Annotated in this window: 17 protein-coding genes; 13 read left to right on the forward strand and 4 right to left on the reverse strand. The window is 35.7% G+C overall.

What is annotated here, in order from left to right; translation table 11 throughout:
* The coding region (locus A9G30_RS08995) for an integrase core domain-containing protein (protein ID WP_141672060.1) at positions 1-298 on the forward strand (298 nt) is incomplete at its 5' end.
* A gap of 67 nt (positions 299-365) precedes the next feature.
* Here the strand turns inward: A9G30_RS08995 and A9G30_RS09000 are convergent.
* From A9G30_RS09000 to A9G30_RS09010, 3 genes are read right to left on the reverse strand one after another with little or no spacing between them, the layout of a single operon-like run.
* Positions 366-1,049 (reverse strand): amino acid ABC transporter permease, encoded by a 684-nt coding sequence (locus A9G30_RS09000; RefSeq protein WP_065588722.1) that lies wholly within the window; start codon positions 1,047-1,049, stop codon positions 366-368.
* 6 nt (positions 1,050-1,055) lie between these two features.
* Entirely contained in the window at positions 1,056-1,781 is a 726-nt protein-coding gene (locus A9G30_RS09005) for an amino acid ABC transporter permease (protein ID WP_065588723.1), read from the reverse strand.
* Positions 1,782-1,783: 2 nt separating this feature from the next.
* Positions 1,784-2,617 carry an ABC transporter substrate-binding protein gene (locus A9G30_RS09010; RefSeq protein WP_442903448.1) on the reverse strand — a complete coding sequence of 278 codons (834 nt, stop codon included), beginning with the start codon at positions 2,615-2,617 and terminating at the stop codon, positions 1,784-1,786.
* A gap of 476 nt (positions 2,618-3,093) precedes the next feature.
* Between A9G30_RS09010 and A9G30_RS09015 the strand changes: the two genes are divergently transcribed.
* The 8 genes from A9G30_RS09015 to acuI all read left to right on the forward strand — a co-directional run bounded on the left by A9G30_RS09015 (position 3,094) and on the right by acuI (position 15,975).
* Positions 3,094-4,329, forward strand: a complete 1,236-nt coding sequence (locus tag A9G30_RS09015; RefSeq protein ID WP_141672061.1) for an NRAMP family divalent metal transporter — start codon at positions 3,094-3,096, stop codon at positions 4,327-4,329.
* Between the two features lie 15 nt (positions 4,330-4,344).
* Positions 4,345-5,121 (forward strand): LamB/YcsF family protein, encoded by a 777-nt coding sequence (locus tag A9G30_RS09020; RefSeq protein ID WP_065588741.1) that lies wholly within the window; start codon positions 4,345-4,347, stop codon positions 5,119-5,121.
* Between the two features lie 91 nt (positions 5,122-5,212).
* The gene (locus A9G30_RS09025; protein ID WP_065588726.1) at positions 5,213-6,811 is read left to right on the forward strand and encodes an urea amidolyase family protein; all 1,599 of its coding nucleotides are present in this window, start codon (positions 5,213-5,215) and stop codon (positions 6,809-6,811) included.
* Positions 6,795-8,552, forward strand: a complete 1,758-nt coding sequence (locus A9G30_RS09030; RefSeq protein ID WP_065588727.1) for an acetyl/propionyl/methylcrotonyl-CoA carboxylase subunit alpha — start codon at positions 6,795-6,797, stop codon at positions 8,550-8,552. The genes A9G30_RS09025 and A9G30_RS09030 overlap by 17 nt, the downstream gene beginning before the upstream one ends.
* A gap of 131 nt (positions 8,553-8,683) precedes the next feature.
* A complete protein-coding gene (locus A9G30_RS09035) occupies positions 8,684-10,033 on the forward strand; it encodes an SWIM zinc finger family protein (protein ID WP_218057810.1) in 1,350 nt (449 codons plus the stop codon).
* Positions 10,023-13,274, forward strand: a complete 3,252-nt coding sequence (locus A9G30_RS09040) for a hypothetical protein (protein WP_065588729.1) — start codon at positions 10,023-10,025, stop codon at positions 13,272-13,274. Before A9G30_RS09035 ends, A9G30_RS09040 begins: the two co-directional genes overlap by 11 nt.
* A gap of 178 nt (positions 13,275-13,452) precedes the next feature.
* Complete coding sequence (sstT, locus tag A9G30_RS09045; RefSeq protein ID WP_065588730.1) at positions 13,453-14,685, forward strand: serine/threonine transporter SstT; 1,233 nt, start codon at positions 13,453-13,455, stop codon at positions 14,683-14,685.
* Between the two features lie 288 nt (positions 14,686-14,973).
* The gene (acuI, locus tag A9G30_RS09050; protein ID WP_065588731.1) at positions 14,974-15,975 is read left to right on the forward strand and encodes an acrylyl-CoA reductase (NADPH); all 1,002 of its coding nucleotides are present in this window, start codon (positions 14,974-14,976) and stop codon (positions 15,973-15,975) included.
* A gap of 124 nt (positions 15,976-16,099) precedes the next feature.
* Here acuI and A9G30_RS09055 read toward each other — a convergent pair whose 3' ends face one another.
* Entirely contained in the window at positions 16,100-17,167 is a 1,068-nt protein-coding gene (locus tag A9G30_RS09055) for a DUF3829 domain-containing protein (RefSeq protein ID WP_065588732.1), read from the reverse strand.
* Between the two features lie 271 nt (positions 17,168-17,438).
* Here A9G30_RS09055 and A9G30_RS09060 point away from each other — a divergent pair, with 271 nt between their 5' ends.
* The 4 genes from A9G30_RS09060 (at position 17,439) to A9G30_RS09075 (ending at position 22,607) form a co-directional block, all read left to right on the forward strand.
* Positions 17,439-17,666, forward strand: coding sequence for a ChaB family protein (locus A9G30_RS09060; protein ID WP_065566912.1), 228 nt, complete (start codon positions 17,439-17,441; stop codon positions 17,664-17,666).
* A gap of 952 nt (positions 17,667-18,618) precedes the next feature.
* Positions 18,619-20,055: a 6-phospho-beta-glucosidase gene (locus tag A9G30_RS09065; protein WP_065588733.1), complete on the forward strand. Its 1,437-nt coding sequence runs from the start codon at positions 18,619-18,621 to the stop codon at positions 20,053-20,055.
* A gap of 61 nt (positions 20,056-20,116) precedes the next feature.
* Positions 20,117-20,434 carry a PTS cellobiose transporter subunit IIB gene (locus A9G30_RS09070; protein ID WP_065566914.1) on the forward strand — a complete coding sequence of 106 codons (318 nt, stop codon included), beginning with the start codon at positions 20,117-20,119 and terminating at the stop codon, positions 20,432-20,434.
* Between the two features lie 163 nt (positions 20,435-20,597).
* Complete coding sequence (locus tag A9G30_RS09075; RefSeq protein ID WP_065588742.1) at positions 20,598-22,607, forward strand: BglG family transcription antiterminator; 2,010 nt, start codon at positions 20,598-20,600, stop codon at positions 22,605-22,607.
* Position 22,608: the final 1 nt, after the last annotated feature.

A 22,608-nucleotide genomic window follows, 5' to 3' on the forward strand; every position in this document is an offset into this window, starting at 1 on the left:
TTCAGTTGAGTTATTTCATTCAGATAGAGGAAAAGAATTTGATAATCATCTACTTGATGAATGTTTAAAGGAATTTGGCATTGAGCGTTCATTAAGCCATAAGGGATGCCCTTATGATAATGCTGTGGCTGAAGCAACATTTAAAGCGGTGAAAACTGAATTTGTGTCAAACACGATTTTTGATTCACTTGAACAACTCAGGTTGCAATTTAATCACTATGTGGATTGGTTTAATTACAACAGGCTTCATTCGTCTTTAAATTACCAGTCACCCATTGAATATAAAATGAATCTATGACCTTATCTTTTTGGTACTAAAAAGTGTGGACATACCAAAGAAATAAGGATAGAAAATAGATAACATATTATTTAAAAAAGTATAATAAGTATTTTGGCAAAATCGAAGCCACAAGATCAAGTGTGGCACAAATAATAAAATAAACTACAATGACAAATAAAAAGATTTCGGTTGGATAGACCATACTACGATTATTGATTTGTGTTGCAACAAAAGTAAATTCAGCCACCCCGACAATATAAGCCAAAGAGGTATCTTTAATAAGTGACACCCATTGGTTAACAAAAGACGGTAGCATCATTTTAACGGCTTGAGGTAATATAATAAATATAATCACCTGTTGTTTAGTTAAACCTAATGAAAACGCTGCTTGCCATTGCTCTTTAGCCACCGCAATCATGCCAGCATGAACGGAGTGGCCAATGTATGCAGCACCTATTAAAGATAGAGCAAATATCACCGTTGCAATTGCTGGTATATCAACATGAAGCACCATAGGTAATAGAAAGTAACTCCAAAAAATAAGCATAATAACAGGAATAGCTCTAAAAAAACTAAGCACGCTAATTAATAAATTGTGTAAAATCCCTTTTAAAACCGTTAATCCTACCCCTGCAAAAATACCTAAAATTGTTGAAAACAAGATAGCGATAATACTTATTAATAATGTTAAGAAAATACCTCCAGGGAAATTTCCCCACATTAAGTAACCTAAATTATTCCAAATAACTTCAAATCCTTTAAAGCCCATAAATAATCACACCCTACTTGTTTGCAATTGTTTTGTTTGATAAATATTGCCTAAAGTTCCAACTATTACTATCGTTATAATATAAAGTAAAGTTGCAATGGCAAAATCTTGAAAGGTTTTTAATGATTCAGTTTCGATTTGGCGCGAGACATAAGAAAGTTCTAACACACCAATAGCCATGGTTAACGATGAATTTTTAATAATATTCATGTACTGACCAATTAAAGGTGGAAAAGCAATGCGAAAACTTTGTGGTAAAATAATAAAGCGCATACTTTGCCACCAACTTAAACCCAATGCTAATGCGGCTTGTTCTTGCGCTCCTCTAACTCCAGCAATACCTGCTCTAAACTCTTCGGCAATAAAAGCGCAGGAATAACAAGTTAAACTAATTGAGCCTATGATGAATTCAAATGATGGCATTTTCACTGAAAAAAAGAACAATTGAATTTGTGGTTCTTCAAATAACCATAATTTAAATTCGACTGGCAATAAACTACCTACCCCAAAATACCAAAAAAAGAGTTGAGGTAGTAACGGAGAATAACGAAAAATTGCGCTATACCCCATTACGATTATTTGAATGATTTTAATTCGACTTTGTTGAGCAATAACTAGTAAAAAACCCAGTAATGTTGAAAAAATAATGGTAAGCAATGAAATAGCCAACGTAACTAAAAAACCATCCCATAACCACCACAAATAACGTGGTTCAAGTAATTGCTCGTACATAACTACTGACCTTTACCTATTTTAAAATCACCACGAGGCATAGCCGATGTTGTTTCAGGTCCAAACCAACGGTTATGAATTGTTAATGCTTCGCCATTTTTTTCAAGCGTTAACAAAATTTGATTTACTTTATCTTTTAAACGAGTTTCCCCTTTTGGTATACCAACAGCTTGATATTCTTCAGTAATACTAAATGGTGAAATTTCAAATGCTGCTCGTTGCTCTTCAGGTAAATTGGCTAATAAGCCAATTAATTTTGCATCATCTTGAGTGATTGCCTGCACAACACCATTACGTAATGCTGCAAATGCAAATGGCGTATCATCATAAGAAATCACCTTAGCCGTTGGATATTTTTCACGTAATGTAATTTCCATAACTGTACCTTTATCAGCACCAATACGAAGATTTTTCAAATCGTCAGCTGATTTTAATACCCCCTTTTTTGCTACAAATTTTTGACCAGTCGCAAAATAAGGCAGACTAAAATCAACTGTTTTTGTTCTTTCATCAGTAATGGTAAAATTAGCGACAATTAAATCAGCTTTTTTTGATGTCAATAACGGAATTCTATTAGCGGGATTAGTTGGGATTAGCTTAACGTTAACGTTTAACCCTTTGGCTATCATGTTAGCATAATCAACATCAAGTCCTGTAATTTTATTGGTCTTTTCATCAATGTACCCAAACGGCGGGTTACTATCAAATACCGCTATTTTGATTTCGCCTCGTTTTTCAATATCATCAAGCCGATCTGCGTAGGCAGAACTGGTACCTAATAGTGTGCTTATTAAGGTAATAGTCGTAAGTAATTTGGTTAATAATTTCATCTTGATTCTCCACTATAAAGGTTTTTATCTACGTTTAAAGTCTATCAATAAAGAATCAAATGAATAAATAGCAAATATTCACATGGTTATAACTTAAAGTTATATGGAGAATTATCTGATTAAGGATTTTATCAATAATGAATAAAACTAATAAAAGTTGGGTATCACATACCAAGATAGAAAATTTTACTAACTTTTATTAACGCAAGATGCACTAAATTAAGTTGTTAATGTTCATTTTGGTGCAAATTAGCGTTATTGTGTGTTAATTATTCGCTTATAATTCCTTGATGATAGGTAATTATAATTATTTTTAATTAGTTTTTTTACTCGAAAACAGTAATTATAGAAACTATTCTTGTTATTAATGGATGTTGTTAGCCTATGGCATGATGTTTGCATTACTTACAAAAGTAGTAAAAATTCGTAAATAGGGTGGCCTTATCGATAATTAAAAAAACAAATTAAAAGGAGATATGCACATGAAAGATCATAGCAGTAGTACCGTTGCTTTTATTAAAAATCGGCGTGCTTCGTTAATCAGTGCTATTTTTTTAATGGCAACTTCAGCAATTGGTCCAGGTTTTATTACTCAAACAGCGACTTTTACTGTTACCCTTGGCACTGCTTTTGGTTTTGGTATTTTAGCCTCTATTATTATCGACTTTGTTGTTCAACAAAATATTTGGCGAATTGTTGCATTAACTAAAATGAACTCTTCGGATATTGCTAATGCGACTATTCCATTCAGTGGTTATGTACTCGCAGTGCTGATCATATTTGGTGGGTTAGTGTTTAATATTGGTAACATAGCGGGTGCAGGCTTAGGTTTAAATGCACTTGTTGGGCTTAATCCTAAGTGGGGTGGTGCAATCAGCGCATTAGTAGCGGTTTATATATTTTCATCACGTAAAGCCAGCAATTTTATTGATCGTTTAATGATTGGTTTTGGTTTGTTGATGATTATTTTGACCTTATTTGTGGTGTTTGCATCACATCCACCAATTGGACAAGCTTTAAAAGAAACCGTTTTTCCAAGCAATATTGATTTTGCCTCAATTACGACTATTGTTGGTGGTACGGTTGGTGGTTATATCTCTTATGCTGGAGCTCACCGTTTACTTGATAAAGGGATGGTTGGTGCTCAGCATATCAAATATGTTTCAGGCGCAGCAACGAAAGGAATTATAGTTGTGGGTTTGATGCGTTATATCTTATTTTTAGCCATTTTAGGCGTAGTAGCAAGTGGTGTCACTATTGATATTTCAAGTTATGCTGCCAATCCTGCATCGCAAGCCTTTCAGGCAGCTTTGGGTGAATTAGGATTACGGATTTTTGGATTAATTTTATGGGCTGCTGCAATAACTAGTATTATTGGTGCTGCTTATACCTCAATGACTTTTATTACTCCTTTTAGGCGTTCTATTACTGAAAAGCAACGCCAATTTGCCACCACTATTTTTATTATGGCTTCTCTGGCTATTTATTTAGCAATGGGAACGGCACCTGTATCATTATTGGTTTTTGCCGGTGGTTTTAATGGTCTAGTATTGCCAATTGGTTTAACTATCTTTATTTATATTGGTTGGAAGCGTGCCGATCTTATGTCAGGCTATCATTATCCTAGATGGTTATTGTGGTCAGGTCTGATTGTCTGTGCCATTACTTGGTATATGGGGGCGATGTCTGTAGCCACTATCTTTAACTATTTAAAATAGAAGGACAATATGACAATAACTAAATTTATTGATTTAAATAGTGATCTTGGCGAAAGTTTTGGACAATGGAAAATGGGCAATGACGAGGCAATACTAAATGTTGTTAGTAGTGCTAATATTGCTTGTGGGTTTCATGCTGGTTCGCCAGAGGGTATTTTAAAAACCTTAAAAGCCGCTAAGGCGAATAATGTGACGGTGGGAGCCCATGTCGGTTATCCTGACTTAGTTGGTTTTGGTCGCCGTAATATGGACATTGCCACCGATGAGCTAAGTGCTGATGTAATTTATCAAATTGGTGCACTTAAAGGATTAGCAAAATCGATTGGTGCCAACGTTCGGTATGTGAAACCACACGGCGCATTATATAATACTATAGCATATGATAAACGTCAGGCAATGGCGGTAATTAATGCGATTTGCCTTATTGACCCTTCGTTGATTTTGGTTGCTCTTGCTGGATCACCACTCATTGGATGGGCTAAAGAAAGTGGTTTGTGTGTAGTTGCTGAAGCTTTTGCTGATAGAGCGTACTGTGCTGATGGAACATTAGTTTCTCGCAAAGAAGCTGGTGCTGTGTTACACGATCCTGATTTAGTAGCTGAGCGTATGCTACAGCTTGTTAATGATGGGGGAGTTATCTCTGTAGAAGGGCAGTTTGTGGATATTAATGCTGAATCAATTTGTGTGCATGGCGATAGTGCTGGAGCCTTAGCTATGGCACAAAAAGTACGGGAGAAATTACACCAAAATGGCATCATAATAACCCCATTTGCCAAGACAGTTGCTGCTTAAGTTGTCTATAAATGTATTTTTTAACATGATACAACAAAATAAAATTTATATATTTGATAATTAGGACTTGATCTATGTATAGAGGTGCTTAATGAGATTTTTACCTGTTAATCTTGATGCGCTTATTGTTGAACTCAAAAGCCTTGAACAAACAATGGCGTTGACTGATGCACTTCAACATGTTGTTTCACATTGGAATATAGAAGAAATAATCCCCGCTGCACGCACGATATTAATTCGTTATAATCCCATTGTGACTGATGCTAATACGCTTGCTAAGCATATTGCTCAATTAGATATTGCAGAACATGTAATGCAATCTGGCGAATTGATCATAATACCAGTTAGGTATAATGGCGAGGATTTATCCCAAGTGGCTGAATATCTAGGGATAACCGTTAGTGAAGTCATTGCCAGACATACCAATAATGAATATCAAGTGGCTTTTTGTGGTTTTGCTCCAGGCTTTGCTTATATGGTAGCTAAAAATGCTGAACTTAACGTGCCACGCCGTCAATCACCAAGAGTTCGTATTCCTGCAGGCTCTGTTGCATTAGCGGGTGAATTTAGCAGTGTTTATCCCCAAGCAAGCCCTGGTGGTTGGCAACTTATTGGAACAACTGATACAGCAGTGTGGGACTTAAACCGTGATAAACCTGCGTTATTGAAGCCAGGTAACCGCGTTAATTTTATTGATGCTAGTAAGTCATCTAAAAAATATTATTTACCGACTGCTAAAAAAGTCGGTAAAAGCATTAACCAACAACAAGATATTAAAATATTAGCAACGGGATTACAAACACTCATACAAGATAAGGGTAGAATTGGTCAGGCAGCATTAGGTATTTCTGAGTCTGGCGCCATGGATAAGGGAGCTCTGCACAGTAGCAACCGTATTTTAGGAAATCCAATTAATGAAGCAGTATTAGAAATTACGCAAGGTGGGTTTAAAGCACAGATAAACCGTAGTATGTTAGTTGCCGTCACAGGGGCTGAATGCGAGATAAGCATTACAACATCAGCTGGTGAAATGTATCATGCTGCAATGTATCAACCTATCCAATTGGAAACTGGTGATATTATTAGCTTAGGCAGCGCAAAATGTGGTGTACGTAGTTATTTTGCTGTACGCGGTGGTTTTCAGCTATCGCCTATTTTAACAAGTTGTTCTTATGATACTCTTGCGCAAGTTGGGCCATCACCACTTAATGTTGGTCAAACGCTAGCTATTAAGCACAATCAAAACTTAAATGCGGTGTCATTAATGGAAACTCCCGTTATGCACTATCCTACTTGTGACGATGTTATTGTATTAGATATTGTGCTTGGGCCACGCACTGACTGGTTTACTAAGCAAGCCGTAGAATTACTTTCTTCGCAACTATGGCAGGTTACACCAGCCTCTAATCGCATTGGTTTACGCTTATCTGGTGACATAGCTTTAAGTCGTGACAAGCAACAAGAATTACCAAGCGAAGGGACTTGTATTGGTGCAATACAAATTCCTGCTAATGGACAACCCGTGCTATTTTTAAATGATCACCCATTAACTGGGGGATATCCTGTTATTGGCGCTGTGTGTAATTATCATTTAGACTTAGCCGGTCAAATTCCAGTCAATGCTAAAATAAAATTTAATCCTATCGGAATATTTAAAGAATTTGAAGGGAGTGATGTTGCTCATGTCTAAAAATAGTCAAAAAATAATTCATAAAGTATTGATTGCTAATCGAGGTGAGATTGCCGTACGTATTATACGAGCGTGTCGTGATATGGGCTTTTTGTCTATCGCAGTTTATGCCGATGCTGATATTGATGCACTTCATGCGCAAATGGCTGATGAGGCTTATGGGTTGTCAGGTAATCTAGCAAGTGAAACTTATCTTGATATTGATAAAATCATTACGATAGCAAAAAGAGCAGGTGCCACAATGGTACACCCTGGTTATGGTTTTTTATCAGAGCGTGTTGAATTTGCTAAATCAGTACAAGATGCTGGTTTGATATGGGTTGGTCCAAATCCAGAAACGATTGAAATACTGGGCGATAAAGTGAAAGCCAGACAGCTTGCTTTGCAAGTTGGCGCTCCTTTAGTGGTTGGAACAAAAGAGCCAGTAAAAGATGTTAAAGAAGTCGTTGAGTTTGCTCATACCCATGGTTTACCGATTGCGATTAAAGCTGCTTTTGGTGGAGGTGGTAGAGGCTTAAAAGTCGCTTGGCACAAGGACGAGGTTGAAGAGCTTTACCATTCCGCTGTACGTGAAGCGACAGCGGCATTTGGGCGTGGAGAATGCTTTTTAGAACAATTTTTACATAACCCTCGGCATATTGAAGCACAAATTATTGCTGATAAGTTAGGAAATGTCGTAGTTGTTGGAACACGTGATTGTTCATTGCAACGTCGCAATCAAAAATTAATTGAAGAATCACCCGCACCTTTTATCTCCGAGCATGTAGAACAACAAATTATTCAAGCTTCGATTGCTATTTGTACTAAAGCAAACTATGTAGGAGTAGGGACAGTTGAATTTTTACTTAGCCAAGATGGCAAATTATCTTTTCTTGAAGTCAACACTCGGTTGCAAGTTGAACACCCTGTTACAGAAGAAACAACTGGTGTTGATCTTGTTATTGAACAGCTACGCATTGCACAAGGCTTACCACTTAGTATTGCTCAAACGCCTAAACCACAAGGTCATGCTATTGAATTTCGTATTAATGTTGAAGATGCGGCAAATGGTTTTTTACCCGTAGCTGGAATGATTACGCGTTTTGATGCGCCAACAGGTCCTGGTGTACGCTTAGACAGTGGCGTAGTTGCGGGATCGTCCATTCCTGCAATGTTTGATTCACTTATTGCAAAACTTATTATTGTTGGAAATAACCGACAGCAAGCTATAGCAAGAGCTCGGCGTGCATTAGCAGAATTTTCAATTGAGGGCGTTGCGTGTGTATTACCATTTGATCGTGCGGTCATTGAGCACCCTGATTTTTGTGATGATTTTAACGTGCATACACGTTGGATCGAAACTGAATTTGATACCGCGATAGCGTCAGCAAAAAGGCAAGTACCACAAAAAGAAGAAATACTTACACATACTTTTATTGAAATTGATGGTAAGCGTTGTAAACTTGGTTTACCTGCACAATTATTAGCTGGATTATCTTTGCAAACAGATGTTAATTTGGCTACACCTTCTTGTGGCAAAGCGGCGCTTTCTGAGTTAATTGTCCCATCGCCTGTCTCAGGTAGCCTTTTTAAATGGGCGATAAACGATAATCAAAGGGTAAATGCAGGGGATGTGATTGCTATTATGGAAGCCATGAAAATGGAAGTGCAAGTTATAGCACATCGACATGGTGTTTTAAAACAAATAATCAAAGAAGGTAACTATGTCAATGCAGATGTTCCCATTGCTGAAATTGTATAGATTAAACAGAAAAAACAATCATGTTTTTTATCAAAATCACTGAAATAATCAAATATAGACGATATATTAAGCTTATTTTATACTCGTTGCGTCAGATAGTTTGTCTATGTTCATATGTAGGATGATTTATATTGAAGTTTTCTCAGCAATCAACGTTAACAAATGGGGCTTTAGCTTTAGCATTATCATCAGCCTTAACACCTAATGGGATTATTGATAACCCTCAATTTTTTACTGGTTACGCACTTTATCCACAAATTCTTGCTAGATGTTTACTTGTATTAGCAGATATTACTGCGACCCGATATTTTAAACCCGTACCAGTGGCTTTGCGAGATCCTATTTTATCTGCTCAGGGGGATCAATTAAGAGCTGAGGTTTTTTCTGCCTGTAATAGTGTTTATGCTCGTTTGGATTTATTACAACAAGGCTTCGATGGGCAAATATTACGCGGTACAACCAATGTCGATATTGGCCTTGGTTTAAGGCAAGCACTAAATCAGGTTAATAGTAAGGATAAACTTCACCTCAATATTGGTGAGCAAGGCTTAGCAACGCGCCATATCCAACAACAAGATCACGATGTGATCAGTATAAAAACTGTTGTTGAGCGCCCAGTTGAAATGCCCGATAGGTGGATTCGAGCACTTGGCAATCTTACTGAAATTCATACTAAAATGGCGGCTGTTTTTACTGTATCGGGAATTCATGCGCAAACTTTTATTGCAAGATTGCCAGCAGTAACAAGCAAACAACAAGCAAGTTGGGTCGTTCCATCTAATACGGGCGTTAAATTGGCGTCTCAAGGTGATATTAATAGTGTCTATATTTCTGGCTTACATAGATTAAGTGCACTGAAGCGGTTAATGACCAACATAAAAAGCTTAACGTTTTATCGATTGGAAAGCGGAGAACAAGGGCCATGCATGGTTGAAGTCGCTCTTGATGGTGCAAGGCTTACCTTAAGCTTAACTGCTCAGCCATGGCAGGGGTATTCAGGTGAAGGAGTATTACTTGAATCGCTTGTGCCAAAACAGCAATTACAAAATGTTCAACTTGTTCAATCTATTTTGCAATTTGATTCGCAGATTGATCCGGCGCAATTATCTTCAAAAACTCATTTAGATGCTCGGAATATCGATAGTGCGTTGGCTTACCTTGCTGTTTCAGGCAAACTTGGTTTTGATGCCTATCAAAAAAACTATTTTCATCGCCAATTGCCTGAAGATCCTAATCGAGTCATAAAAGATAACCCACGTTTAAAATCGGCCTATAAGCTAGTTGAATTTATTGATCAGATTGATGAAACCACTTGGATTGTTCATTCTAATGATGAAGATTATCAAGTCCGTTTAGTTAGACAGAATAATGAAATGGTATCGCAATGTAATTGCTCATGGTATTTAAATCATCAGCTTAAAAAAGGACCTTGCAAACATATTTTAGCGGTTCAAATTAAGGAAAATATTTATGAATGCTAACTTAGAAAAAGCAGAAGCTATTTTTACTTCATTAAACTGGAATAATGTTACACCAGATAATATTTTGCAACAGCCGTTAGGCAGTAAGGAACAGCAAAAAATTGCCCTTTCTGGATTAAAAAGTGGCGAATGGGATGGGTATGTTCGTAGGGGAGACTCTTTCGAGCTACAAGACTATGTTAAGTGTAATAAAGCATATTTAGTGTTGTATGCTATTAGGATTGGGGTATCAGCCAGCCGAGCACTAAAGCTTGTGCGTTATGCCCATTCCTCTTTGTTATTGCCCGTTATTATGGCGCGCGGTGAGAATTATGCGCAGAAATTTGTACAATCAGCATCAGCGCCAACAGATCTTGTTGCTCAGTTAGTCGATCAATTAAATTTAGCGATTCCAGAAAATCCCAATTATATAAGTAATTGGACTTTGTACGCAGCCGTTGCTATGCGGGGTGACGATATTGTAAAGCATTTTTACGATAAAACCCCGCCAAATTTAGCGCAATGTCAACGCCGATTTTTTGAACACATTCATATTGCTATAGCGTTAAATATACCAGCAACACAATCTTTTACTCAGTTATTTAGTTTAGGGGTAGCATTAGGTTGGCTTGAGTATGAGCAAGCAAAAGAGCTTCTTTTTTTAGCCCTAGATATTGCCTCTCGTCCTGTAGATCGTAAAGCATGGCTTTATACACTTGATGGTTTAGGTATTACTGATGCTGAATTTTGCCAACGGGCATCTGCTTTAATTCCATTGCTAACAACGGGAGAGGCTGCGATGATTAATCGATTAGCACCTGTTTTAATTCCGTTTGTTGATGATGAATTACTAGTTGAAGTGATGATGGCCAGTTTATCGTCTAAAATAAAATCGACGCAAAAATTGGTGTTAAAAACAGCACTCAACCGTAATATACCCCAAAATGCTGATCGGTTTATGCCTTTATTTACTTTATTACTTAGCCAAACCGATGACTCGATTGTTGCTTTAACCAGAAAAATAATTACACAGTGGCAGCTTGATGGTGATTTTATGCAAGCTAGCCCAGTGGCATTAAAGCAACTTTGGCATCCAACGCCATCGCTTTGGCAATTACCACCTTTCGAGTTAGCGCCTATTTCACCCGATATATTAACAGAGCTAGCCTCTGAATTGGTAAAAAGGGACGTATCTGCCCATGATTGTGTGATGGAACGGTTTTTAGCTGTCGCCAATACGATCGCTTATAACGATCCTCAAGCCGCAAAAGCGAGTTTAGTCGGCGTAAAATTGCGAGCTGATGAGTTACTCGGTTTTATATTTTATTGGCGCAAAGGCAAAGAGATCCCGTATCACGATAATTTTACTTGTTTATTAACTGCGCGCGATTATATTGTCTGTAAAAACTTAGGAAAAATCCCTTGTTTACTGTCAACGCCAAGTATGAGTGATCTGTCAATAACTGTGGATGATCTTTGTCAGCGATTAGAGACTTATCAGCAATTAAATATTGATGTATTAGAAGCGGATCTATTTTTAGCATTGACTCGTCTTGATGTATCGATACAATCATCATCAACGAAAGAAAAACTTAGTAAACTAAAAATTACTGTCACTTTGCCGTCAGGGCAAAAAATGTCGCAAAATGCCGAGGCTTTGGTCTTACAGTATCTTAATGATCCCGTGATTGAACCAAAATTAGCGTTAAATGCTAATATTAATGATGTATCGTTTCTTCCTCAATCATTAAGTGATTTTCCAGAACGAATAGGCAATAGTTGGTATACTGCTGAGCTTTTTTCTATTTTTCCTTTATGGGGCGATAGTGCTATACCTTCCGATATTGATTGGGCCAAATCATATCATCAAGGTTTTGTGTTTGAGCAACTTGTTAAAAAACGCTCTCCTTTTCCCCCTCGTTCAGCAATTACACTTTTAGCAGCACAGCGATCTCATTCCTCTCATGTGCTTGGTAATATAGCACAAGCCGTGAATCAAGCATGGCAACGAGGATTGCTTAGACCTGGAGTGGCCGATGTTTTGCTATTGGAGCGTTTAGGCTCGCCCCCTTCCCGTATAGCAAGTTTAGTTGCTGTATTAGCTGATATTGGAAAACAAGGGATGCTTTCGGTAGTTTGGCCCATTTTCGATCAATTAATTATTGCTTCATGCAATGCGCTAAGAATGTTATCAGGCACTGTTGAAACGGTCGATGCCATCGCTGAATTTTTACCTGAAGTTCAATATGCTGTTGATCAGGGTATAGCTGATGCAAGCCAATTACAATTATTAGGCATCAGGATGTTAGCCAGTAAAAAAGGTAGTGCTAATGCAATAAAGAAAGCCCAAGCGATAGTTGACAAGCTCCCTAATATAGCACCAGCGCCGTTAAAACAAGAAGTGTCTATGCTAGCGCCTGATGATTTTGATCAAGTATGGGTAAAGACGGAAAAAACTAGCGTTGTACCTGAAGATAATGTTTCTATTGCTGTGAGTAAACCTGTCATTAACCCATCTTCTCAATTTTCTAAACGTTTGTCTAAATCGTTATTATTTACTTTGAAACTTCCTAATGTAGCAAATCAAGTTTTCCAGATTGTTAAAGGTGATTGGTATTATGATTTAGAAAACGAATGGCAATGCGAAGCTTATCCCGCGCCATTGAATCATTCAGAATTTTGCATTGATTCTCAAACAGAAAGCGTTTGGTTACACTGGAGTGAGGCGAGCCAATGTCTTGTTGTTGAAAAGAGCCGATATGGGTTGGAAAATTGTAAAAATGCCAATAACTTAATTTTTTCTAACGCATTGGTAATGGTGATTATTGGATTATTAGCGCAAGATAGTGATACCTATCACACAAATTCAATTTTTGAACAAAATGTTGAACAAGGCGTCATTGACGCTGACATCATGCGTAAAGCAATTATCTTATTCCTTGACTATCCCGATTTTAGTCCAGCTAAATTAATCCGATTACTGGAAAAAAAACCTAATTTATTATCAGTATTTTACCCTGTATTAATTGAGTGCATTAAGTTTGTAGGAAAAATAGCAAAACGAGATGAAAAAATACCTGCTTGGATCAATCGAATTTTAGATATGTCATTCATTTATGTGCCTTATTTACAAGAAGCAACAAAGCGTGGTTATCTCTCTGAATCTGATTCCCATTGGCAAGGATTAGCCGACATAGCCCATGCAAAAGTAAAATCAACGGCAGTAAATAAAGCAAGACAATTGCTTGAGTTTATTAAGTAATGTAGTTATTTCTTAACAATACATTTGGTAATGTTAAGCATGTTTAATTTGTGAATAATTAAATTTAGTAATTATTCAAATTGTTATATAAAAAAACATTATGATAATCATTATTTTCTAAAACATCATATTGAATTATGTTACTGTTTTGTCTTTATTTTAATAAGAAAGGCATATTATGACTCATTCTTCTCATCCGTTGGTTCGTTTTTACTTAAAAGTAGGGTTGATACCGCAGATTTTATTGGGCTTAATATTTGGTATTATTCTCGCTGCCGTGTCGAAAGAGACCGCTTTAGGGATGTCACTTATCGGAGAGCTATTTATTAATGCTTTAAAATCAGTTGCGCCAATACTTGTACTGATTTTAGTTGTTGCATCAATCGCTAATCACCAACAAGGTAAGCAAGCAAATATGCGTGCGTTAATCATGCTTTACTTATCAGGTATGATATTAGCCGCTTTATTAGCTACATTTGCCAGCTTCCTATTTCCATCTCAAATTTCATTTGGCGATGCACTGGAGCAGATCAAGTTGACTCCACCCAACGGGGTTAAAGATGTCTTAAAAACATTACTGAATAAAATGATTGATAATCCTGTTAATGCCCTTGTTAACGCAAATTATATTGGTTTGATTATATGGGGAATAGGTATAGGGTTAGCATTAAGGCATGCAAGCCAAACGACTAAAACGATGATGAATGATTTATCTTATGCTATCTCTTTTATTGTAAGAATTATTATCCGTTTTGCACCATTAGGTGTGTTTGGGCTGGTTTCTTCAACGCTGGCCGAAACAGGTTTTGGCGAATTATTAAAATATGCACATCTATTAGGTGTATTAGTATCATGCATGTTGATTGTGGCATTAGTTCTTAATCCATTATTGGCTTATTGTGTAATGCGAAAAAATCCATATCCATTAGTTTTTACCTCATTAAAAGATAGCGCAATACCTGCCTTTTTTACTCGTAGTTCAGCTGCTAATATCCCAGTTAATATCGAAATATGCAAAAAATTAAATATGGATGAAGATACCTATTCAGTTGCTGTTCCTTTAGGTGCTGCGATTAATATGTCAGGGGCAGCAGTAACAATTACCGTTTTAACACTCGCAACAGTTAACTCAATGCATATTGATGTTGATATCTATTCTGCGGTATTACTTTGTATAGTCAGTTCTGTGTGTGCTTGCGGTGCGTCGGGGATTGCTGGTGGTTCATTATTACTAATTCCTGTTGCTTGTAGTATGTTTGGTATACCTAATGAAATTTCAGCCAAAGTCATTGGTATTGGTATTGCCATCGGTGTTATTCAAGATTCGGTTGAAACGGCGTTAAATTCGTCAAGTGATGTAGTATTTATTGGCGCTGTTTCCTCGGCTGCACAAGAAAATGGTAGACAATAAAAGTTAATCATTATTAATGAAAGATGATCTTAACTTTTATTCAATAGTTAAGTTTATTTACTTGTTTTTTATAGGCTGAGTATGGTGGTTGTTTGATTATCTGCTCAGTTTTCAATGATTTATAGATAGTGAACCTTTCCTCTTTTGATAGAATTTATCATCTTGTAGCCATAAGTAATATGTTTCATTGCTTTTTCTCCAATGGCTATTTATTATTAAAAGTTTTTATTGAGGTTGACTGCTTACTTTGCTTGAGTAATTTATTACCTTAAGCTACAAGGAAATATTATGTCATTTAATGCTATTGTCTTAGAAAAAGATAAAACAACTGGTTTTACATGTTCACTTAAAGCCATTAACAAACAGCAACTATTAGACCAACAAGGTGATACGTTAATCAAAGTAGCTTATTGCAGTATTAACTATAAAGATGCGTTAGCTTTAACTAACAAAAGCCCTATTGTAAGGCAATGGCCGATGGTACCCGGTATCGATGGTGTTGGAACTGTCATTGAGTGTAGTAGTGGTCGTTATCAAAAAGGTGATACGGTTATTTTAAATGGTTGGGGGTGCGGTGAAACTCATTGGGGGTGTTTGGCACAATATGCTTATTTGAAGTCTGAATGGTTAATACCTTTGCCCAATCAGTTTACCGCTCATCAGGCAATGGCTATTGGCACAGCGGGTTATACTGCTGCACTTTGTGTTCAACGAATTATTGATGTTGGTGTACAACCACAAGATGGTCTGATTTTAGTGACAGGTGCAACAGGTGGCGTTGGCTCAATTGCCGTTGCGTTACTGGCCAAACTTGGGTATCAAGTTACCGCATCGACTAGTAAAATTGATGAAGAGAATTATTTACGTCAACTTGGCGCAGTTAATATCATTGATAGCCAAACATTAAAAGAAACAGGCAAGCCATTACAAAAAGAGCAATGGTCAGCTGCTGTGGATGTTGTTGGGTCACATACTTTAGCCAATATTTGTGCGCAAACCCAATATGGTGGTATTGTAACTTGTTGTGGACTTGCTCAAGGTATAGATTTATCAACAACGGTTGCACCGTTTATTTTACGCGGTGTTACGTTAACTGGTATAGATAGTGTGATGGCGAGTTATGATAAGCGTATTGCTGCGTGGAATTTATTGGCATATTACCTAGATGAAAAACTGCTATCGCATATTAGCAATACAATTTCATTAACTGAATGTGTTGAGGCAGCAAATAAAATGATAGCTGGGCAAATAAAGGGGCGTTGTGTTGTTGATGTAAACAAATCGACTTAGGATGCTTAGATTGGGCTAAATCGTCATATTATAATGATTATATTGAACAATAGCACCTGTAGTCACTCAAACGCTTAAAAGTTGGTGGTTCAGCATTACCACCAACTTGGTTTATAACGTAATTTTAATTGATTACAGAATTATAGCTGTCAATAACATTGCCAAGTGTACCATTCAAATACTTGACTTCATTTTCTATCTTGGCAGTCTGTAAATCTTTTAAAACAACTTTCATTTGATTAACCAATTCAGGTAATTTATCGGCAAACCTATCATAATAAATATTGTTCAAAGCTTGTTTTTTGATTAAGTCAGTTTTGCCTTTATTGGCAATTAATTCATTGGCTATAGATTCTAGTTGTTCGATTTTTGGTTCAATTGCTGATTTATCAAGATTTTTAAAGTCATTATTTTCAGCAAAATTTCGATTAATTAATGCTACAACTTCTTCAGATATATCTATGAATTCAATACAATTGTAGTGAAGCATTAATCCTTGATTTTTAATTTCTGCTTTTTGAAATGCGTGGATCTCTTTATATAATTTATCGTAAGCGATAAGAGCAATATCTTCTGCTTCAATATATTGATTATAGGCATTTTCTAGATTGTTGAATAGCTCAGGTAATTTAGCCAGTTCATCTAACTTATATTCATTCGTTGTATAATATTTAGCAACTTTGTCATAAGCTAAGCCTAACTCAACAAATTTATCACCTAAGGCTTTGCCAGCACTATCAAGCTCAGGAAGTTCTGGTTTGATTGCTATTAATTTATTAATCAATTGCTTATAATCATCAAGATCTTCAGGAGAAGGATTGGAACCGACAAGAAGATTTATACGTTTTGTTGGGTCATTTTTTATGCGATTGTAATCGATGTTACCATTTTTGTCTTGAAATTGTTTTAAATATCTGTCAACTTGCTTATCAAGATTAATCAGTGTAGATGGCAAGGAAACTCTGTTTGTTAACTGTTGCTCGGCTAAAGTAAAATTGGTGTTAAAAACACTTAACCACAGATTACCTTTATTCGCTTTTGCTGCTATTTGTTGTGAAGTATTTTCTGAAGTTTTTTCTGAAGTTTTTGCTTCGGAAACTGTGGTCGACTGAGCGGTTTTACTTTCTGATTGATCATTGCAACCAATCATTAAAAGCCCAGCAATAAATATTGTTAAGAATTTTTTCTGCATCTTTTTTCCTTAATGTTATTATTAGTTTAATAATTTGATACTTTACATTTTTTTTTCTTTTTTTTCCAATAAAATATGTGTTTATTTTAGTGTTATATATTAATTTTGGAAAACTGAAAAGAAAATATACTGTTTATTAACTATTAATAATGCTTGTGTTTCTTTCTAAAAAGGCATAAATTTGACGCTTATAAGTTGTTTTGCAAATGATGTCTGCGATTGCTATTTGGAATTTTTAACCATAAAAGATTAATTTATGGAGGAAATCTATATGCCGTATCAAACTCGTGATGATTTGCCAGCTTCTGTGCGTCATGTTTTGCCAACGCATGCACAAGATATTTTTAAAGAAGCATTTAATAGTGCAATAAAAGAATATCAAGATCCCCACAAAAGGCGTGATCATAGTGATCCAGAAACGATTGCCTTCAAAGTAGCTTGGGCTGCTGTTGAAAAGACCTATCATAAAGATGAAGAGGGTAACTGGGTTGCTAAATAATTTAAGCTGAACCATAAAACTAAACATCTTTAATTTTTTCTGCCCGATTAGTGAGAAAAACTACTATTTTTATCGATATACTGACCTATATACCCTTTCTCATTGATTGAGCAGAAAAGAATTTTTGATGATATATTACTTACTTAAAAGCTACTTATATGCTAAAAGTTAGTGTAGCTGTGTTTGTCGCATTTCGATAAATCATTAAATTCCACAAAATTATTGCTTGGATAGGCTATCCTAATTAGTGTTTATTTCCATGATTTTATCTTTTTGCTACTGAAAAGTATGGATATACTACGAGATCGATTTAATTCTCAATTCCAATTTATCTGGAAAAAACAACAAAGCGCTCAGTGCCAAAGTGGGTGAGAGGTATTATCACTATCAAGCTTATGGAACAAGAATGCGACAGGCAGCGCTTAGAAAGTAAGTCATAACAGTAGATGCCGAATTGGTTGAATCATGCAAGAAAAGGATTTGGCGTCAAAATGCACCTGTAAAAAATATCTCATCCTAGCAAAAATATTAGCAGCATCCACCCATATAAATGCGTTATTAAGGTTGTATTGTTTTTTCTGGATTAAACTACCTATTTAATGTATTGGGCCTTGCATCATAAGATAGGCTTGCGCAAAAGGAGTAATGTTATTATTTGTTAAAATGAAAACTTCAATAAAATCAATGGTTTTTCTGAATGATTTTTATCATGACCAGTTTGCCTTTTTCTCTGGCACATTATGCCTATATTCTTGATATCATGCACTAAGCTAGTTACACACTAAATGTGTATAACTAGTCGCATAAAATTATTGTTTAATAATGTTATTAAGTAAAATTTTTCACAATGTATTTATCTTTTTCCTGATCAATACGGAAAAAGTTGGTTAGTAATTCTATTTTTTTCTTTTTATACTAAATTTGAATTATTAATAAATGTAGGTATTTGATTATGAAAAATAACGGGTTACCAAAAGATTTTTTGTGGGGAGGTGCAGTTGCTGCTCACCAATTAGAAGGGGCTTGGCAAGCGGGTGGTAAAGGTATTAGTGTTGCCGATGTGATGACGGTGGGGTCGCCTAAAAGTTATCGTAAGATCACCGAAGGCATTATTGAAGGAGAATATTATCCTAACCACGATGCAATTGATTTTTATCATCACTATAAAGAAGATATTAAGCTATTTGCCGAAATGGGATTTAAATGTTTTCGAACTTCGATAGCTTGGACACGTATCTTTCCAAACGGAGATGAGCTTGCTCCTAATGAAGAGGGCTTAAAATTTTATGATGATCTATTTGATGAATGTCTGAAACATAATATAGAGCCTGTTGTAACCCTTTCTCATTTTGAGTTGCCTTATTATCTTGTCACTGAATATGGCGGATTTCGTAATCGTCAATTGATCGACTTTTTTGTTCGCTTTGCTGAAGTATGTTTTGATCGTTATAAAAATAAAGTCAAATATTGGATGACTTTTAACGAAATTAATAATCAAGCTAATTTTAATGAAGATTTTGCACCATTTACTAATTCAGGTATTTACTATAAAGCAGGCGATAATCGCGAACAGATTATGTATCAAGCTGCCCATTATGAATTAGTTGCTAGTGCTAAAGCAGTACAAATAGGTCATGCCATTAACCCTGATTTTAAAATTGGGTGTATGTTGGCGGTAATACCAATTTATCCTGAAACCTGTAAACCAGGTGATATTTTGATGGCACAAAAAGCAATGGAGCGTAAATACTTCTTTGCGGATGTTCATGTGCATGGCGAGTATCCGAATCATATTAAAAAATATTGGCAACGCAATGGTTTTGAGCTTGATATTACAGCGCAGGATCTTGAAGTGCTTACTAAAGGTACGGTTGACTATATTGGTTTTAGCTATTACATGTCCAATGCTATTAGGAAAAAGGAAAATGATAACAGCTATAGCTATGACGAAAAAAAGGATCTGATTGGTAATCAATACGTTAAAAAATCTGACTGGGGCTGGCAAATTGATCCTGAAGGATTACGTTATACCTTAAATTGGTTAACAGATATGTACCGATTGCCACTGTTTATTGTTGAAAATGGGTTTGGTGCATATGATAAAGTCGAGGCAGATGGTAGCATTCATGATACTTATCGTATTGAATATTTAAAAGAACACATCAAACAAATGAAGATTGCTGTTGAAGAAGACGGCGTTGATTTAATGGGCTACACCCCTTGGGGATGTATTGATTTGGTTTCGGCGGGCACTGGTGAAATGGAAAAACGGTATGGGTTCATTTATGTGGATAAAGATAATAAAGGTAATGGAACCTTAAAACGTAGCCGAAAAGATTCATTTGCTTGGTTTAAGAATGTCATTGCTTCAAACGGTGAAGTTTTATAGAAACTTATAGAAGCTCTATAAAAGTTTTATTAAGGGATCATAATTGCGTTGAGGAAAAACCATGAAAAAAGCATTAATTATTTGTGCAGCAGGAATGTCATCATCATTAATGGCTAAAAAAGTAACAGAATATTTTGCTAGTAAAGATAAAGCTATTTCGGTTGATGCAGTATCGGCAACCGAAGGAAGCAATATGATTAAAAATAGTGATTTCTCATTATTTTTAATCAGTCCACAAACGATGATGATGTTTGATAAGTTAAAAAATTTGGGTGATGAAGTGGGTAAGCCTGTAGTAAGTATTCCTTTTCAGGCCTATATCCCTATACCGTCGGGTATTGAGCAATTGGCTAAGTTAACCGAAGACAATATCAAATAGCCCAAAATAAGCCTTTGTTTTAGAAAAACGGCTTGGCGTTGTCATTAGGTTACCAGACATGGCAGCGCCTTATTAACTTGCTTGATGTGTGCTTATCTAACATATCAGAGTAACTACACTATGATTAACAGCCTAGTTTTAGCTGTCACAGGTACGGATGATTGTGATTAAGAACAAACAACGAGATCTAATTAGTTTAATGGTTCGCTCTAAAAATCTATTCAAAAGCAGCGCATTGCTGGCAAGTGAATTATCATTATCAGATCGAACTGTTCGTACTTACCTTAATGACTTAAAACCGTTGATTGAAAACAATGGCGGAACTATTGTTAGTAAACAAGGTTATGGTTATCAATTACAAATTAAAGATAGAACGGCTTTCAACTTATTTTTAATTGAACATCATTTATTCTATCGTAACGAAGAGCAAGCAAACTGCCGAGAAGCATGTCAAAGAAAGCACCATATTCTTAATCTATTATTATTAGAAAGCCAAAAAATTGATATAGAGGCGTTATCAGAACGATTATTTATTAGCTCTTCTCAACTAAATAAAGATATTTTAGAAATCAAACACCAGCTTCAACCTTATGGGCTAACTGTCAAAAAAAGTCGATCCTTGTTTTATGTTGAAGGCGAGGAAAAAGCTAAAAGGCATTTTATTTTAAGTTATTTTTTTCATGAAGAATCAATTAACTTTTTACAAAATCTTACTTATTTGAACAAGTTTAGTGATGTAATTAGTTTTGACTCCTTGACCATTATTATTTTAGATGAATGTCGTGAGGCAAAGATAAAATTATCTGATGTCATGATGCAAAATATCGTGTTACATCTATCACTTAGCATTAAACGCTTACAATCAGGGCTTTCTATTCAAAATCTTGATATGCCACAATCGACAAAAAATACATTGGAATATCAAGTTGCTAAGAAAATTATCAATAGAGTCGAAAAAGTAATTGGTTTTTGTTTTCCCAAACAAGAACAAATGTATTTAACTTTACATTTGATGAGTAAATCAAATGTTACTCACAATGATGTGGATTGCGAATTATATTTATCTGTGACTAATATATTAATCGAAATTGAGCAGCAGACAGGGTATTTATTTTTAAATGACGAACAATTGAAAAACGGCGTTATTCAACATTTAAAACCGATGATCGTTCGTTTACAACAAAATATTAAATTAGAAAACCCATTACTTGATGAAATTAAAGCTAATTCACCAGAATTATTTGAATTAGTTAAAAACTACCTTAGCCAGCTACCTCAGCTTAATCAATTTACGATTCACGATGATGAGTGGGGCTACTTGACTTTGCACTTTTTAGCTTCGATTGAAAAATTAAAAAATGAACAAAAAGCCAAAGTGCTAATTATTTGTGCAACGGGGCTTGGCAGTGCCCAGCTACTAAAAAATCGAGTTGAATGTGAGTTTGATGAACGAATCAAAATTGTTGCGACACAAGGATATTATGAAATTGAACCAGAAACGTTAAATAAGGTCGATTTTATTATTTCGTCCGTTGATTTATCCGCGCAAGTATTTAAAGTGCCTGTTTTTCATGTTTCTGTATTCTTAACGGATGATGATGTACAAAAAATTCGCCGTTATCTTGCGTCACGAAATATGCCTGTCTCTGAGCGTAGAATGCAAATTCCAATGTTTGCAACACAAAAATCTTGCAATCATTTTATTGATATTGAGCAAATTATTGATGATTTATTTGCAGATTATTTCTACCCATGCCGACAACCTCAAAGCAAAGAACATATTTTAGATTCTTTACTTGATCTTTTAGCGTTAAATGAAGATAGCAATTATAAGCAACAAATGATAAAGCAAATGCAAAATCGTATGCTATTAGGTGATATCTTTTTTAGCCAAGCGATAGTGGTGCCACACCCTGCAATTCCTGTAGGGAAATTATCTAAAATTGGTGTTGCGATGATCCCTGATGGATTATTTTGGGATGATAATTACCCACAGGTTCGCTTCGTTTTTATGATTTCCCCTTCTATTTATCAAAATTCAACTTTAGCGATGATAACTAAAGCCATTATTAATTTAATTGATGATTTAGCAATGCAATCAAAACTGTTGAAAACGCATAACTATGGCCAATTTAAACGGCTTTTTATCCAACTTATTGAAAAAGGAGCATAGT

The sequence above is a fragment of the Gilliamella sp. Fer4-1 genome, from assembly GCF_001690515.1.
Lineage (GTDB): Bacteria > Pseudomonadota > Gammaproteobacteria > Enterobacterales > Orbaceae > Gilliamella > Gilliamella apicola_C.

Coding starts and splice junctions, on each gene's coding strand:
- A9G30_RS09030 (WP_065588727.1), top strand. CDS start 6,795: ATGTTGCTCATGTCTAAAAATAGTCAAAAAATAATTCATAAAGTATTG.
- A9G30_RS09005 (WP_065588723.1), bottom strand. CDS start 1,781: ATGTACGAGCAATTACTTGAACCACGTTATTTGTGGTGGTTATGGGAT.
- A9G30_RS09015 (WP_141672061.1), top strand. CDS start 3,094: ATGAAAGATCATAGCAGTAGTACCGTTGCTTTTATTAAAAATCGGCGT.
- A9G30_RS09040 (WP_065588729.1), top strand. CDS start 10,023: ATGAATGCTAACTTAGAAAAAGCAGAAGCTATTTTTACTTCATTAAAC.
- sstT (WP_065588730.1), top strand. CDS start 13,453: ATGACTCATTCTTCTCATCCGTTGGTTCGTTTTTACTTAAAAGTAGGG.
- acuI (WP_065588731.1), top strand. CDS start 14,974: ATGTCATTTAATGCTATTGTCTTAGAAAAAGATAAAACAACTGGTTTT.
- A9G30_RS09025 (WP_065588726.1), top strand. CDS start 5,213: ATGAGATTTTTACCTGTTAATCTTGATGCGCTTATTGTTGAACTCAAA.
- A9G30_RS09065 (WP_065588733.1), top strand. CDS start 18,619: ATGAAAAATAACGGGTTACCAAAAGATTTTTTGTGGGGAGGTGCAGTT.
- A9G30_RS09060 (WP_065566912.1), top strand. CDS start 17,439: ATGCCGTATCAAACTCGTGATGATTTGCCAGCTTCTGTGCGTCATGTT.
- A9G30_RS09000 (WP_065588722.1), bottom strand. CDS start 1,049: ATGGGCTTTAAAGGATTTGAAGTTATTTGGAATAATTTAGGTTACTTA.
- A9G30_RS09055 (WP_065588732.1), bottom strand. CDS start 17,167: ATGCAGAAAAAATTCTTAACAATATTTATTGCTGGGCTTTTAATGATT.
- A9G30_RS09070 (WP_065566914.1), top strand. CDS start 20,117: ATGAAAAAAGCATTAATTATTTGTGCAGCAGGAATGTCATCATCATTA.